The 16,108-nt window shown below is 39.6% G+C and carries 14 protein-coding genes and 2 pseudogenes; 13 read left to right on the top strand and 3 right to left on the bottom strand.

What is annotated here, in order from left to right; translation table 11 throughout:
- Positions 1-111 precede the first annotated feature (111 nt).
- The 6 genes from BA81_RS20055 (at position 112) to sufB (ending at position 5,648) form a co-directional block, all read left to right on the top strand.
- On the top strand, positions 112-246 hold the full coding sequence (locus BA81_RS20055) for a YuzK family famiily protein (RefSeq protein ID WP_254965641.1): 135 nt from the start codon (positions 112-114) through the stop codon (positions 244-246).
- A 213-nt stretch (positions 247-459) separates the two neighbouring features.
- A complete protein-coding gene (sufC, locus tag BA81_RS04545) occupies positions 460-1,245 on the top strand; it encodes a Fe-S cluster assembly ATPase SufC (RefSeq protein ID WP_034280842.1) in 786 nt (261 codons plus the stop codon).
- 18 nt (positions 1,246-1,263) lie between these two features.
- On the top strand, positions 1,264-2,577 hold the full coding sequence (gene sufD, locus BA81_RS04540; RefSeq protein WP_034280840.1) for a Fe-S cluster assembly protein SufD: 1,314 nt from the start codon (positions 1,264-1,266) through the stop codon (positions 2,575-2,577).
- Positions 2,577-3,797: a cysteine desulfurase gene (locus BA81_RS04535; RefSeq protein ID WP_034280839.1), complete on the top strand. Its 1,221-nt coding sequence runs from the start codon at positions 2,577-2,579 to the stop codon at positions 3,795-3,797. Before sufD ends, BA81_RS04535 begins: the two co-directional genes overlap by 1 nt.
- Positions 3,787-4,233, top strand: a complete 447-nt coding sequence (gene sufU, locus BA81_RS04530) for a Fe-S cluster assembly sulfur transfer protein SufU (protein WP_034280837.1) — start codon at positions 3,787-3,789, stop codon at positions 4,231-4,233. The genes BA81_RS04535 and sufU overlap by 11 nt, the downstream gene beginning before the upstream one ends.
- 17 nt (positions 4,234-4,250) lie before the next feature.
- A complete protein-coding gene (gene sufB, locus BA81_RS04525; protein ID WP_017368012.1) occupies positions 4,251-5,648 on the top strand; it encodes a Fe-S cluster assembly protein SufB in 1,398 nt (465 codons plus the stop codon).
- 46 nt (positions 5,649-5,694) lie between these two features.
- Here the strand turns inward: sufB and BA81_RS20235 are convergent.
- Positions 5,695-5,927, bottom strand: a pseudogene (locus tag BA81_RS20235) (hypothetical protein); the annotation flags it as partial.
- Between the two features lie 139 nt (positions 5,928-6,066).
- On the opposite strand from BA81_RS20235, the gene BA81_RS04520 reads away from it, so the two are divergent.
- The 3 genes and pseudogenes from BA81_RS04520 (at position 6,067) to BA81_RS20100 (ending at position 9,510) form a co-directional block, all read left to right on the top strand.
- Positions 6,067-6,633 (top strand): TetR/AcrR family transcriptional regulator, encoded by a 567-nt coding sequence (locus tag BA81_RS04520; protein ID WP_034280835.1) that lies wholly within the window; start codon positions 6,067-6,069, stop codon positions 6,631-6,633.
- 57 nt (positions 6,634-6,690) lie between these two features.
- Positions 6,691-8,547: an alpha/beta fold hydrolase gene (locus BA81_RS04515; RefSeq protein ID WP_034280833.1), complete on the top strand. Its 1,857-nt coding sequence runs from the start codon at positions 6,691-6,693 to the stop codon at positions 8,545-8,547.
- 439 nt (positions 8,548-8,986) lie between these two features.
- Positions 8,987-9,510: pseudogene (locus BA81_RS20100) on the top strand (ATP-binding protein).
- Between the two features lie 1,051 nt (positions 9,511-10,561).
- On the opposite strand, the gene BA81_RS04505 reads toward BA81_RS20100, so the two are convergent.
- On the bottom strand, positions 10,562-11,206 hold the full coding sequence (locus BA81_RS04505; RefSeq protein ID WP_034280830.1) for an FMN-dependent NADH-azoreductase: 645 nt from the start codon (positions 11,204-11,206) through the stop codon (positions 10,562-10,564).
- 82 nt (positions 11,207-11,288) lie between these two features.
- Between BA81_RS04505 and BA81_RS04500 the strand changes: the two genes are divergently transcribed.
- Positions 11,289-12,221: a helix-turn-helix transcriptional regulator gene (locus BA81_RS04500; protein WP_034280828.1), complete on the top strand. Its 933-nt coding sequence runs from the start codon at positions 11,289-11,291 to the stop codon at positions 12,219-12,221.
- Positions 12,222-12,298: 77 nt separating this feature from the next.
- On the opposite strand, the gene BA81_RS04495 is transcribed toward BA81_RS04500, so the two are convergent.
- Entirely contained in the window at positions 12,299-13,504 is a 1,206-nt protein-coding gene (locus BA81_RS04495) for a DUF418 domain-containing protein (RefSeq protein WP_034280827.1), read from the bottom strand.
- A 250-nt stretch (positions 13,505-13,754) separates the two neighbouring features.
- Between BA81_RS04495 and BA81_RS04490 the strand changes: the two genes are divergently transcribed.
- The 3 genes from BA81_RS04490 to psiE all read left to right on the top strand — a co-directional run.
- Positions 13,755-14,450, top strand: a complete 696-nt coding sequence (locus BA81_RS04490; RefSeq protein ID WP_034280825.1) for a response regulator transcription factor — start codon at positions 13,755-13,757, stop codon at positions 14,448-14,450.
- Positions 14,437-15,744: a HAMP domain-containing sensor histidine kinase gene (locus tag BA81_RS04485; protein ID WP_034280823.1), complete on the top strand. Its 1,308-nt coding sequence runs from the start codon at positions 14,437-14,439 to the stop codon at positions 15,742-15,744. Before BA81_RS04490 ends, BA81_RS04485 begins: the two co-directional genes overlap by 14 nt.
- A gap of 37 nt (positions 15,745-15,781) precedes the next feature.
- Positions 15,782-16,108 (top strand): phosphate-starvation-inducible protein PsiE (gene psiE, locus BA81_RS04480; RefSeq protein WP_034280822.1); only part of this gene is annotated, 327 nt, incomplete at its 3' end.

Here is a 16,108-nt window from a genome sequence, read left to right as displayed (position 1 = left end):
AGCCGCATACGTTTGCTACAATAAAGCTACACTCAAGGAAGGGAATGGTTTATTATTTGTTCGGACCATAGTACACTAGGATTGGATTATACCGCCGAGATGGAAAAGGCCATGCATCAAGCTCATGGCATGAGCTATGCAGAGTACGAAAGAGACCATGACTTACGGATGAAAGTGGAATATAAACGAGAGCAGTCCTACCGAGATGAGAAAAGACAGCTCGCAAAAATGAATATACGAGGCTAATAATAGCTGAGGGGCGGGGAGAACAGTTTCCCGCCCTTTCTTTATGAAAACAGTCTTTTCGACATAAATCCTTTTATCTACCTGCTTTTTTTGTTAGAATTTTGAGAGCATCCTCTCACGCTTATCGTGAATGTGTTGTATTCAGTTTTAATTTGTTATAAAATTAGAATGAGAATAAATTGAGAATAATGATTATTTTGGAGGTATCGATATATGACTGCTTCGACATTAACAATTAAGGACTTGCACGTTGAGATTGAAGGGAAAGAAATCTTAAAGGGTGTAAACCTCGAGATAAAAGGTGGAGAATTCCACGCAGTAATGGGACCTAACGGAACAGGTAAATCTACTTTATCTGCTGCCATTATGGGTCACCCAAAATATGAAGTAACACAAGGCAGCATCTTGCTTGATGGCGAAGATGTCCTTGAAATGGAAGTAGATGAGCGCGCTCAAGCTGGTCTTTTCCTTGCAATGCAATACCCGTCTGAAATCAGCGGTGTTACAAATGCTGACTTCCTTCGTTCTGCAATTAACGCACGCAGAGAAGAAGGCGATGAAATCTCTCTTATGAAATTCATCCGCAAAATGGACGAAAACATGGAGTTCCTTGAAATGGACCCAGATATGGCACAACGCTACTTAAATGAAGGTTTCTCAGGCGGGGAGAAAAAACGCAACGAAATTCTTCAATTAATGATGATTGAACCAAAGATCGCCATCCTTGACGAAATCGATTCTGGTCTTGATATCGATGCCCTGAAAGTTGTTTCTAAAGGAATTAACAAAATGCGCGGCGAAAGCTTCGGCTGCTTAATGATCACTCACTATCAGCGCCTGCTGAACTACATCACACCAGATCACGTTCATGTCATGATGCAAGGCCGTATTGTGAAATCTGGCGGACCAGAACTTGCGCAGCGTCTAGAAGCAGAAGGCTATGACTGGATTAAAAAAGAGTTAGGAATTGAAGACGAAACTGTTGGTCAAGAAGCGTAAGCGTTAGGAGGATTATTGATGACATTAGAAACGAAATTATCAGTAGATCAAGATTATGTCAAAAGCTTCTCCGAGAAGCATCAGGAACCGGCATGGATGAGCTCCCTTCGCTTACAGGCTCTTGAAAAAGCAGAAGACCTCCCAATGCCAAAGCCTGACAAAACGAATATTTCAAAATGGAATTTAACGAATTTCAAACAGCATACAGTCGAAAGTGCGCCATTTGGATCATTAGAAGAGCTTCCAGAAGAAGTGAAATCTCTGATTGATTTAGAGGACACAGATAAGACAGTTTACATTCAGCGTGATCAAACGCCGGCCTATTTGTCTCTTTCAGCTGAAGCAAAAGACAAAGGTGTGATCTTCACTGATCTTCATACAGCGATTCGTGAGCATGGAGATTTAGTGAAACAATACTTCATGACAGATGCAGTGAAAGTGGATGAGCATAAACTAACAGCTTTACATGCTGCTTTAGTGAATGGCGGAGCTTTCCTCTATGTACCGAAAAACGTAGAGCTTGAAGCACCAATTCAAGCTGTTTATCTTCATGAAAATGACGAAACGACTTTGTTCAACCATGTCATCGTTGTAGCAGACGATCATAGTGCTGTGACATATGTAGAAAACTACATCAGTACAGCAAAACCGGAAGAAGCGATCTTCAATATCGTTTCTGAAGTGTTCACAGGCGCTAACGCCCGCGTCACATACGGTGCTGTAGATAACCTTGCAGAAGGAGTCACAGTATATGTAAACAGACGCGGTATGGCAAATGGTCGTGACAGTAAAATCGAATGGGCGCTTGGCCTGATGAATGATGGAGACGTCGTATCTGAAAACATCACAAAACTGATGGGCGACGGTACATTCGGTGATACGAAATCAGTTGTTGTCGGCCGAGGAAACCAAACAGAAAACTTCACAACAAGCATCATCCACTTCGGTAAAAACTCTGAAGGATATATCTTGAAGCATGGTGTGATGAAGGATCAAGCATCCTCTATCTTTAACGGGATTGGTAAAATCGAGCATGGCGCAACGAAGTCAAATGCAGAGCAGGAATCACGTGTCCTCATGCTGAGTGAGAAAGCACGCGGTGACGCAAACCCAATTCTTTTAATTGATGAAGATGATGTGACAGCAGGGCACGCCGCTTCTGTTGGACGTGTCGATCCAATTCAATTGTACTACCTCATGAGCCGCGGGATTTCCAAAGAAGATGCAGAAAGACTTGTGATTTACGGCTTCTTAAATCCAGTTGTAAAAGAACTGCCGATTGAAGGAGTTAAAAAGCAGCTTGTTTCTGTGATTGAAAGGAAAGTAAAATAATGAATATCAAAGACGTTCGTGAGCAATTTCCAATCCTTCATCAGCAAGTGAACGGACATGATTTGGTGTATTTGGACAGTGCAGCGACTTCTCAAAAACCAAGAGTGGTCATTGATGCAATGAATGAGTATTACCGGTCTTACAACTCGAACGTCCACAGGGGTGTTCATACCCTTGGCACAAGAGCAACGGACGCATACGAGGGTGCGAGAGAGAAAGTTCGTGCATTCATCCGTGCTTCATCTGTTCAGGAGATTATTTTTACTAGAGGTACAACAACTGCACTAAACACAGTGGCGATCAGCTATGCTAGAGCCAACCTCAAAGAAGGCGATGAGATTGTCATTACGCATATGGAGCATCATGCGAATATCATCCCTTGGCAGCAAGCAGCAAAAGCAACTGGCGCCACATTGAAATACATTCCGTTACAGGAAGACGGCACGCTATCGCTTGAAGATGTGAAGCAAACGATCACACATCAAACGAAAATCGTCGCTGTCACACATGTCTCAAACGTATTAGGAACCATCAACCCGATTAAAGAAATCGCCAAAATCGCCCACGATCATGGGGCAATCATTGTCGTCGACGGTGCGCAAAGCACCCCGCACATGCAAATTGATGTTCAGGATCTAGATTGTGACTTTTTCGCATTCTCTGGGCATAAAATGTGTGGACCGACTGGCATCGGTGTGCTTTACGGGAAGAAGGACCTTTTGAATAATATGGAGCCTGCTGAGTTTGGCGGTGAAATGATCGACTTTGTGGATCTATATGATTCCACATGGAAAGAGCTGCCGTGGAAATTTGAAGCGGGAACACCGATTATTGCTGGAGCAGTTGGACTAGGAAAAGCAATTGACTTCTTAAATGACATTGGTATGGAGGAAGTCAGCCGTTACGAGCATAAGCTTGCGACTTACGCGCTTGAGCGCTTTAAGGAGCTTGACGGTGCGACTGTTTATGGACCGCAGCACCGAGCTGGGCTTGTGACGTTTAACTTAGACGATGTTCATCCGCATGATGCATCAACTGTTCTGGATACGGAAGGTGTCGCCATTCGTGCTGGACACCACTGTGCACAGCCGCTCATGAAATGGCTTGGTGTATCAGCGACTGCAAGAGCAAGCTTTTATCTGTATAATACAGAAGAAGAGATTGACCGGCTCATTGCAGCGCTCCGTAAGACAAAGGAGTATTTTACGAATGTCTTTTAATGTAAACTTAGACACACTGTACAGACAAGTGATTATGGATCATTATAAAAATCCGAGAAACAAAGGTGTGCTAAACGACAGCATTGTCGTCGATATGAACAACCCAACGTGTGGTGACCGCATTCGTCTCACGATGAAAATCGAAGACCAAAAAGTCACGGATGCGAAATTTGAAGGAGAAGGATGCTCGATTTCTATGGCATCTGCCTCGATGATGACGCAGGCGATTAAAGGGAAAGATATTGAAACAGCTTTGAAAATGTCTCAGATTTTCTCCGATATGATGCTAGGAAAAGAATACGACGATTCCATTGATCTTGGTGACATTGAAGCGCTGCAGGGAGTGGCAAAATTCCCAGCCCGCATCAAATGTGCAACATTATCCTGGAAGGCGCTTGAAAAAGGCGCATCTGCCGAAGATAACGGCAAATCATAAGATTGGAGTGAAAATGGATGGCTAAAAAAATGCCAGATGTTGGTGAATATAAATACGGCTTTTCTGATAAAGACGTTTCCATTTTCCGTTCAGAGCGCGGACTGACAAAAGAGATCGTTGAAGAAATTTCTCGTATGAAAGAAGAGCCTCAGTGGATGCTCGACTTCCGTTTGAAATCTCTTGAGCACTTTTACAACATGCCGATGCCACAATGGGGCGGAGATTTAAATGCATTAAACTTTGATGAAATTACGTACTACGTAAAGCCATCAGAGCGCTCTGAGCGTTCTTGGGATGAAGTACCAGAAGAAATCAAACAAACCTTTGATAAGCTTGGTATCCCAGAAGCAGAGCAAAAATATTTAGCTGGTGTATCTGCTCAGTATGAATCTGAAGTTGTGTATCACAACATGAAGCAAGACCTTGAAGATCTAGGAATTGTGTTTAAAGATACAGACAGCGCATTAAAAGAGAACGAAGACATCTTCCGTGAGCACTGGGCAAAAGTCATTCCTCCGACTGACAACAAATTTGCTGCGCTTAACTCGGCTGTATGGTCTGGTGGTTCATTTATCTACGTACCAAAAGGCGTAAAAGTAGATACTCCACTTCAAGCATACTTCCGTATCAACTCTGAAAACATGGGTCAGTTCGAACGTACACTGATCATCGTTGACGAAGGCGCACATGTGCATTACGTAGAAGGCTGTACAGCACCAGTTTACACAACAAACTCACTTCACAGTGCGGTTGTTGAAATCATCGTGAAAAAAGGCGGCTACTGCCGTTATACAACGATTCAAAACTGGGCAAACAACGTCTTCAACCTTGTGACAAAACGTACGATTTGTGAAGAGAATGCAACAATGGAATGGATTGATGGAAACATCGGTTCTAAGCTGACAATGAAATACCCAGCGGTCATCCTAAAAGGTGAAGGCGCTCGTGGTATGACATTAAGTATTGCCCTAGCAGGTAAAGGTCAGCACCAAGATGCAGGTGCGAAGATGATTCACCTTGCACCAAACACATCTTCAACGATCGTATCGAAATCGATTTCCAAACAAGGCGGTAAAGTCACATACCGAGGAATCGTTCACTTCGGACGCAAAGCAGAAGGTGCACGCTCAAACATCGAGTGTGATACACTCATCATGGATAACAAATCAACGTCTGATACGATCCCTTACAATGAAATCTTAAACGACAACATTTCATTAGAGCACGAAGCAAAAGTATCAAAAGTATCAGAAGAACAGCTATTCTACTTGATGAGCCGCGGAATTTCTGAAGAAGAAGCAACAGAAATGATCGTCATGGGCTTCATCGAGCCATTCACAAAAGAACTGCCAATGGAATACGCCGTTGAAATGAACCGTTTGATTAAGTTTGAAATGGAAGGTTCAATCGGTTAACCGTTGATATAGCGGGGATTAAAGGTGTTTAGATGTTATATTTATATTAAGCACCCACAAAGCGCCCACAAAATTTAATTATTGAACATACCGCAGATACATTTCCTTTGGTCCTCAATTTTTGGGTGACATGGAGATACGTGTCTGCGGTTGTTTTTTATACTAGAATGTCTTAACCTTTCCCCATACATAGTTCTTATTCAAAATGTTTACAGCATGGCTATGTCTCAATGCATGTCTTTTACAAACTTCTTTGAAATACTCTCTCACAACATTTGTTATGAACCTTTTAAAGGAGAAATGATTTTACCTTTAAGGCCGCAACAACTTCGAGGTTCAGATCAACTTTATTCAAAATAAATACTTGCAACATTTAAATTAGTACTGTATAGTTCTAATTATGACAAAGGCAAAATTAATGAATCAAAAGCGTGTACTTGAAGTAGCTGCAACATTATTTTTGGAAAAAGGGTTTGCTTATACAAGTATGGATGAATTGGTACGTGTAAGCAAAGTATCAAAGTCGAATGTGTATTATCACTTTTCTAATAAGGAGGAATTATTAGAAGGGGTCGTTGATTATTGGATTGATATGTATCAAGCTGCAATTGATGACGTAATGTCTCAGAATCAATTTTTGGTTGAAGAGCGTGTCCAAATGTTTTTAAAGCAATTATCACAAGGCGTTCAGTCGAGAGAGTATCAGGGAGGCTGTCCATTTATTACTCTTTATATTCAAAGTCCTGTACAGGCCACGCAAATAAAAGAAAAAATAGGTTTATTTTTTACAGGATTACAAAAGAAAGTTTCTCTATTACTGAAACAAGGTGTAGAGAAGGGGGAATTCAGAGATACGATTCAGATTGATGAGGTGGCATCACTTTTTATTACAAATCTTGAAGGAGCGTTATTTATTTCAGAAACATTGAAGGATGCCACTGTCATCACAAAAACAGCAGATCATTTATTTAACTTGCTTCGATAAAGAAGCATTTTTTTTACATCAAATTAGTACTATGTAGTACTAAAAAGGAGCCTTCATATGAAAACAGTATTTTTAATTGGTGGAACAGGCTTTATCGGAAAGCAATTAGTCGAAGAATTAGCCAAAGAGGATGTGAACATTCTTCTTTTAGTGAGGTCGAAAAGTAAAGCGACACGCATTTTTCAAGAAAGAGGCATTTTAAAAGAGTCAGTGATGCACTTTGTTGAAGGTGATTTGACGAAAATATATTTAGGTCTAAGTGCTGAAGATAAGGAAAGGGTATTGAAAACGGATGTGATCATTCACGCAGGAGGCCCCATGGATATTCAAGCGACAAGTAATGAGGCAGCTTCCGTCTTTTTAAATGGCGCCAAACATATGAGTGAATTAGCTAAAAGTATTCATCAATCGAAGGGCTTGCATCAATTTATTCATGTTGTCGGTTATATGAGTCCCTTTGATGATCAAAATAGCAAGGTTACAATTGATGTGTTTAAAGAAGGAAACAACTATTTGAAAATAAAAAATCCATATGAGAGAACAAAATTTTTAGCAGATCTTTATATCCGTCAACAGGCATCAGCAATAGGTTATCCGCTGTCTGTCATTAATCCGCCAACTGTGGTCGGTAGTAGTAAAACAGGGAGTACAGAGCAGATAGCAGGATTAGGTTTGCTTGTAAAGAGTATGCGAAGAGGGCTCATGCCAGTGATTCCTGGAGGTAAAGGATATAGGCTGCCACTTATTTCAAACGATATGTTTGCGAAGTTTATTGTGCAGGTTTTCAGGATGGAGCAGCCGGCTATTCAAACATTTACACTTGTTGAAGACAAAGAGCATGATCAGAACATTGCTGAATTATTAAGTGTGATGTCGGAAAGTATGAATATGAGGGCACCAAAAATCTCTGTCCCAATGCCACTAATGAAAGCTGTTATGAATAGTGGCGTAAGCAAAATCACTAAAATTCCTTCTGACGGACTGAATTTTATGACAAAACGAACATTCTCAAATGTTTCAGCGAAAAAAATAATGGGAGACGATTGGTTTAAGAAGACGAGTGTCATGAACTTTTTCCCTGCCGTAGCAGCTGATCTAGATTATCGAATGATGGATCAACATGGTGAGCATCATCATGTATTTGAGCGAACATTATGCGATAACAATACCCTTTACCAACTAAAAGGAGAGGGGAAACCATTTATTTTATTACATGGTTTATTGAGTGATGGAGAGGATTTATTTCCTTTAGCACAAGAGCTTCATGAAAAAACGGGTCAACCGGTATGGATCTTGGATCTTCCAGGTTTGGGACGTTCTCCATTTAAACGAGAGAAACATCTTCTAGATCTCTATTTGAATGTAGTGAAAAAGGTATTGGAGAAAGCGGCTAATGGTGCACATCTCATTGGCCATTCATTTGGTGCGTTTATTTTACTAGAAGCATTGGGACAAGGGTACATAGATAAGAAGTATTCAATCACTTTACTTCAGCCGCCTGTTGCCAAAAAAAATGCTAAATCGCTAAATGTTCCACAATGGATGAACAAATGGTCTTTAAAATTAGCAACTCCTAAAATGATAGAGCGTTATTTATTAAGTAATGGTTTGTTTGAAAGGATGGAGAGCATCCCTGAACATTATATTGAAAAAATCAGAAACAGCTTTACTTCTCCTAGAATTTTAAATACGACGGTTCAGCTTAACCAGTTACTATTGAAAAACGATCAAGGGGAATTCAACGACGTAAGAAAGGATAATCTTCATATTATCTGGGGGGAGTACGACAGAGGCTATTCTGCTCCATCGCATTTTGGAAAAGTTGATGTTGTCCCATATGGTCATCATTTCCCTCTTAGCCATCCGAGTGAAACGGCAGCATTGGTTATAAAAAATAGTCTTATTAGCAGTTGAGAATGTGGGATAAATAAAGTATGTCGTAATTGAAAAATCGCATTGCTTGTGGTCCCGCCGTTGCACACCAACTGAAAGATTTTATAAAACACCCCAAAACGAAAAATGAGATTTATATGACAAGTTAGCACAATTTTTCTTTTTGGGGAGTTGTTCTTAGATTGATGATGATGTGGGCTCACCTACAGAACACTAACAAGCTTCTGACAGTTCAAAATGTTATAAGACGCATAACAAATATAAAACGTGGGAATCAAGTAGGATGGCTGCATGGCATTTTTAAATTGTAGCGGCATGAAGAAGCAGCATTGCATTTCATAAAAGCTGGAGATTATTTATTTAAGATTGTACAGGAAGTATCATGAAATTGCTTGTTCATGATGGTTCTAATCATTCACTATCTCTTAGTGAATGAATTACTATCTTGGTAGTTGAAAATATGGATTTACTAGACTTTGGGGAACGTATAGAAAATTTCGCGAAGTCACAATTAAAATCAAGTGCGGTCATGTTTGCGCTTGGTAAGTTTTGCGAGCTTTTTGGAATGAATGTAGAAGAAAAAACAGCGGAATTTATTGATGAAGCATGGATATTTACAGCTTCACCACAGGGTAAAAAGTAGAGCTTCAAATGAGACGTATTGGGTGTTCTTACAACAATGCTGTGTTCTTTGTCTCTCAATCCACTAAGGACGCACTTCATGAAGATGACACTGGGAACTTTGGTGTAGCATTCGCCTTTGACGAACCAAACGAACGTGAAGAACTTGAAATGGATGAACCTTGAACCAAGCGAGGAAAACAAAATATGCTTGAATCCATGTTTCAAGGTCAACGCTTATTTAAGGACATTTATGGGCGTACAGCTAAAATATCCATTGAATGCTTGTTTGATGAGTGGAAGGGTGCTTTCGAGACCATTAATAAAAGTGATGTTGCGTATGCTGAAGAAATGTATTTGTAATTCTTGAGTTAACGACCTTAAACTTGTCACTAATTAAAAAATTACACATACCCATCTACATGTATATAGATATATGTTATTTGTGTTTTTGTGTTATAATCCAGATATACGTCATTTAACATAATACTCGTTAATCTGCAATTATGTTAAATGAATCTTACTACACTTTTTTAAAATAAAACCATTGCAATGAATTAGAGCATTAAAATAAAAATTATCCATAAAACACAGCATAATAGATTAAACAAAAGTATTGCAATTAAAACACATCTTCTCTTGTATTTCTGTTCATTTTCCATCGATAAAGGGCGGAGAGAAGGCGGGAGCATGGCGGTATTAAACGAAAGATTATACTCGAGGCGCAACAAATAATTACAAAATGATGCCTTTACAGTTTGTTTTTTGAAGCTGGAGGTGAAATAAAGCGTAAGTATTGCTTTAATAAATAACAAATAACATATATTGAGACTAGTGAGTCTTATCCGATGATGTCTTCTAATTAGAGAAGGCGGAGGACAAACAAAAAATGGCCCAATTAAGGACCATTTTATGAAGTGTAGCTTACTTGATTAGAGTGATTAAACTCACAATCAAGTGAGCCAAAGCTATCACGATGAGGATAATAGTGGATAGCTTCATATTTTTCACCTCCTTTGAGGTGGAACGAGCTTGGGCTAGTGCAATAGCCTAGGCTCTTTTTTGATTATACCTTAAAACATCCATCAATTGGTGTGTTTTATGTAATATTGCTAAAAGCATCTGTGGTATTAGGCACGACAAGGAATTGATGATCGTCAGTTTAGAACATTGGCTCTTGATATGATAGAAAACAAATATTTTTGATAGAATGTTCAAATGACTGGTTGGCAAGGCAATAGCTTAGGGTGTTGTGAATATGGCATTGTGGGAAGGACAATGTTATCACTGTGTGAATCAGAATCAAAGTATGAACGTGAATAACAAACAATATTGTCGAAATGGATAATTGTAAAAAAGACCCAAAACGTTGACAACATACGTTTTAGGTCTTTTTGTTTTTGAAAAATAGAAATTAATTAGGTGCATAAAACTTCTCTAAGGTTTTCGTCATATCATCAGATGCAGATTGTAAGATCGCATCTTGTTCTAAAATCGCTGTTCCTTGTGCTCGGACAATATGAAATTGATGAAACCCCATCAAGTTTTGAAATATTTCTTTTAGGTAATAATGTGAAAATTCCAGAGGTGTATATCGATCGTTATTTGTGAAAATTGAGCCGCTTGCTTGAAGTAAAAGTACACGATAATCGTCAGTCATCAGACCAACAGAACCATTTTCTGTATATTTGAACGTTTCTCTCGCAATAAAGATATTATCTATATAATCTTTCATTCGTGAAGTCACATTGAAATTATGAACAGGTGACACGATCACAATTCGATGATGTGCTTTGAATTGAGCCAATAAAGCAGATGAAGCAGCGGCGATTTTTTCCTCGGCAGCCGTTAATGCTTGTTTGGATGCTTGCTTATCCCAAATTCCTAGCAGCTGTTCTTTTTCGATACGAGGAATTTCAGTTCCATATAAATGTAAAATGGTTGGTTCCTCATGAGGAAACCTTTCTTTAAATTGTTTTAAAAATAGTGTTTGCAGTTTGTTTGAATAACTTTCTCGATGAGTGAAATCTGGGTGCGCGTTAATGATTAATGTTTGCATGTACATGCTCCTTTTCTTTTGATAAGCTGAGTATAAATGATAAAGGTGACAAAAGAAGGCACCTTTTTAAGAGGGAAAACAAATGAAAAAATCAGAACGATTAAACCAAGAACTTATTTTTTTAAGCGATAAACACTCTTTTCAGTTAAAGGACTTACAGTCCGAATTCGGCATTTCTAAAAGGACGGCTTTAAGAGATATAGAAGAGCTGGAGTCAATGGGTTTAGCTTTTTACGTTGAACCTGGCAGACACGGAGGATATCGACTGGTGAATCAATCTCCATTGGTTCCTATTTATTTCAATATTGAAGAAGTCCAAGCTATTTTTTTCGCTCTTAAAGCGCTAGACCTGGTGTCAGCAACACCATTTAAAAAATCCTACTCACAAATTCGGCAAAAGTTGTTTGCCACAATGTCTGATGAGAGAAAGCAAATGATTACGGAGACTTTGGATGTGATTCATTACTATAATGTCGCACCAGTTAGTGAACAAAATCATTTGGAATTGATTTTACAGGCAATGATGAAAGATCAAATCGTGAAGATGACGTACACTCAATATGAAAATAAATGGATCAGGCTGCAATTTCTTGAGTTGTTTTATCGAAATGGCATTTGGTTTTCTCAAGCATATGATGTTCAAAATAAAAAGTGGGGCATCTATAGATGTGACTTTATGAAGGACATGATGATTGAAGAAGAAATGAGAGACACATTTACGAAGGATGAATTAAAAGAACTGCAGCTCGAGTACGAAAAAACTTATCATGATATCTCATTTAAATGTCGATTAACGGAACAAGGAAAAGAAAAGTTTTTGAAGCATCATTACCCAAATATGAGATTGGAGATCATTGATCAGATTCCTTATATTGTGGGTGGGTACAACCAAGAAGAATTATCGTATATGACACACTATTTGATGTCTTTTGGGAAACATGTGAAAATTGAATATCCAGATGAATTGAAAGAAAGTTATTTGAATCAATTACGAGAAGTGATTGATCAGTATTGAAAGTAAACGAATTGTCTCTGAATCACAAAAACTTCACATATTAAAAGAGGCGAATTATAGCAATTCGCCTCTTTTTTTTACTTCGCCGCATGAAATGTATTTGTTTTCGGTTGATCATCAACCTTCCCATATGTCAGCTGCCGCCAAATAAATTCCATCGGTCCATACTTAAACCGCTTTAACCATAATGTACTAAAGAGCACGAGGAAGACATAAACCCCGAGTCCAATCATAAACGTGCCAGCCGGCTGAAGATGATCGGCAAGTCCGGCTCCATATTTCAGAAATAGCATTGTGCCAATGATGGAGTGAAGCAAATAGCAGGTCAATGACATCCGTCCAACTTTGGTAAAGACCATCAAAGCACCACGCAGCTGAGGGACATGAAGAAACAGCATCGCAAGTGTACTCATATAGAACATACTGCCCGTTAATCCGCCGTTTTGTTCAAGGGCAGAGGCTATGTTCATCCAGAGTGTATTTTCAAAAGGATTGACCGCTGTTATGATCGTACTGCCTTGGGTGATGAGAAAAGCGATAGCAAAAATGATCCAAATGCGATTCCAAATCGCTTTTTTCGCCTCCATGTTTTTGAAAAACTTCATTTTCACAAAATACACACCAAGTAAAAACATGAAAAACATAGAATAGACGGTGGAAAAAGAACTGGAAGCCATTGTGACCATATCTGTCCACCGATCACTAATTGATGCTAAATAAGTCAGACTGTTGTGGCTGGTCAGCTCGAAATCAGCAAAATCCGGCTTGGCTGATGATGCTGTGTTCATGGTATTGAACAGCATCGTGAAAAAAGGTGTAAGCAATTGAATCACAAATAGTGTAATCAGCCAGTATAGGATGGTTTTAGCTGTGCGTTTGTAAAAGAAAAGCAATAAAAAGCCAGCGACTGCATAATAGGCCAAAATGTCACCAATCCAAACAAAGGTCAAATGCAGAAGGCCAAATCCTAAGAGAATGGTTAATCTGCGGGCAAACAGCTTGTTCGGGCTGTCCACCTTCTGAGCAGCTCGGTCCATAAAAATCATAAAACCAACCCCGAATAGAAAGGAAAACAGTGTAATGAATTTCCCTGAGGCGAACCAATTCACCACATTGTGAAAGACATCATTTGACAGCATGTCAAATCCCTTGGCTGAATCCACGATCAAAAAGTAATTGACTAGAATAATCCCCATTAAGGCGAATCCTCGTACGATGTCCAAGAAATGAACCCGTTCGCGCAGACTCATCGGTTGTCCGTGTGCTACTTTGTTTGCATTCATATCCATGCTCCTTTTCTTGTTATGATAAATGTAATGCGGATCAATTCATCGATCCTTACAATGAATCAATATACGGCCAAATTCTTAACAATTTATGAAGATCCAATTTTTTGAAAATGAATGTGACGAATTGATGGCAGATGATCAAATTCATAAACTGTTAAGGTTTATGCTGTATCTTTTCACATAGCTAGATGATATATAGTAAAGACATAAAAGAAAGAGCATCACATTACATGAGGTGAGAGACATGACCCATCGAATATTAGTCGTAGAAGATGATCAGGATATTGGTGACCTTCTGCAGGAATCCCTTACACGTGCAGGATATGAGGTGCTAAGAGCGATGAATGGCGAGCAAGCATTGAAGCTTGTGGAGGATTCGCTCGATTTGGTGATCTTAGATGTGATGATGCCGGGGCTCTCAGGCATCGAAACATGCCAACACATAAGAGCCTCATCTAACGTTCCGATTCTATTTCTGACAGCCAAGTCGAGCACATTCGATAAAACTGAAGGATTACTTGCCGGCGGGGATGATTATATGACAAAGCCCTTCTCAGAAGATGAGCTTCATGCTAGAGTCATTGCACAATTACGCAGATATACCATTTATCAGGAAAAAAAGGAGCAGGAAGATACGTTTCTTGTCGGGGGCAAGCTGAGGGTAAGTGAAGAATTTAATGAAGTATGGAAAGAAAGCCAGCAAATTAAGCTTTCTGATCTAGAATATCGGATGTTAAAGCTGCTCATGAGCAGGCGAAACAAAATATTTTCTGCTCAAAATATTTATGAAAGCGTGTGGGGGCAGCCCTATTTCTATTGTTCCAACAATACGGTGATGGTGCATATTCGAAAGCTTCGTGCCAAAATTGAAGATGATCCATCAAGTCCTGTATATATCAAAACTGAATGGGGAAGAGGATACCGGTTTGGCACATCGTAAATATACACTGGCCAAAAAGCTTGCACTGCTGATTTTGGCGGCTGCAATTGTGAGTGGTATTGTCTTTTTGACGCTGCAAAAGATCACCAATGATTTGATCGATGGATATTTGAGTTCAGACGAGTATTACGAGCAGGAGTCAGCCAAGTACATTCAAAAATTCAGCCGCTATGTGTCTGAGAATGAGCTGTCCTCAACGGATCGAAAAGCGTTTGGCGAGTGGGTGAAAAAAGAGAATTACATTAATTTGACCATCTTCAAGGATCAAGTGCTGCAATATGACTCTATTTATTCCGCTGACGATGAATCGGCGTACGGAAAAGAAAGGATGACCCAGTACGCTGAGCATCATTCATATCCGGTTCAGTTTAGCGACGGTAAAGGCTGCGTCATGGTGGACGGTTTCTATTCATCTCGCTACCACGATCTTGCCTTTACACTCGAGCTGCTCGGGGCGACGCTTATTTTTCTCCTCATTGTTCTTCTCGGTATTCGCAAAAGTCTGCGCTATCTGCAAACGATTCATCAAGAGATTCATATTCTTGAAGGCGGAGAGCTGGACTATGAAATGACGGTAAAAGGGCATGATGAATTAGCGATGATTGCCAAAAGTATTGAGGATCTGCGTAAAGCCTTTTTGGACAAGCTTCAAGCCATTGATGAGCTGCAAGAAGAGAGCCGCAGCTTGGTCACCGAAATGTCCCATGATATGAGGACACCGCTGACGTCGCTGATGATGAATCTGGAGTTTGCGAAAAAAGAGGAGACTGGAGCGGATACCCGTAAGGATCAATATATAGCGAGTGCCTACGGGAAAGCACTGCAATTAAAAAATCTGTCTGACAATCTGTTTGCCTATTTTCTGCTGGATAAAGAACATGAATCTGAGCTTGAGACCGTTGCAGTCAAAGAGGTGATTTACGATCTTCTGTCAGATCAGGTGGCCATCCTGCATCAAGAGAACTTTAAGGTTCATCTTTTAGGAGAGCTGCCTGACAGCTATATCAATGTGAATGTCGAACTGCTTGGCCGAGTATTTGATAATGTGATGTCCAATTTACGGAAATACGCAGATCCTAAAAAGGATATCAATCTCACGTTTTTATCCGATCAAGAAATCTTTGAGATCCATGTCAGCAATGCGATAAAAGAGACAAAGGTTACGCCGGAAAGCAATGGACTTGGTGAACGAAGTATCAGACGAATGATGACCCGCATGCACGGGCAGTTTGAAAGTATAGAAAGGAACGATGTTTACTACATCGTGCTGCGATTTTGGAACATCAAAATGTAGAAAACAAATGAATATACTGGAATGGAGAGACAGCCCAATGAAACGATTCAACAATTTCCAAAAGATACCTGATCTCTTGCAAGGCCTTCTCAATATCTGTTTGTTCTTTTTGGCCATCGCTTTAAGCGTTCTCTTAATCAGTGAAACATGGTACATTGTCCAATTTGTTTATAAGACACTGTTCAACAAAGGAGAAAGCTATTATGGAATGCTTGGGGAACTGCTGATCTTCTTTATGTACTTTGAGTTTATTGCCTTAATTATTAAATACTTTAAATCTAACTTTCATTTTCCGCTTCGTTATTTTATTTATATAGGGATCACAGCTGTCATCCGTTTGATTATCATTGATCATGAAGAGGCA

The organism is Bacillus safensis FO-36b (assembly GCF_000691165.1).
Lineage (GTDB): Bacteria > Bacillota > Bacilli > Bacillales > Bacillaceae > Bacillus > Bacillus safensis.
Note: the sequence above shows the minus strand (reverse complement) of the source record. Positions and strands in the feature narration are given on the sequence as shown.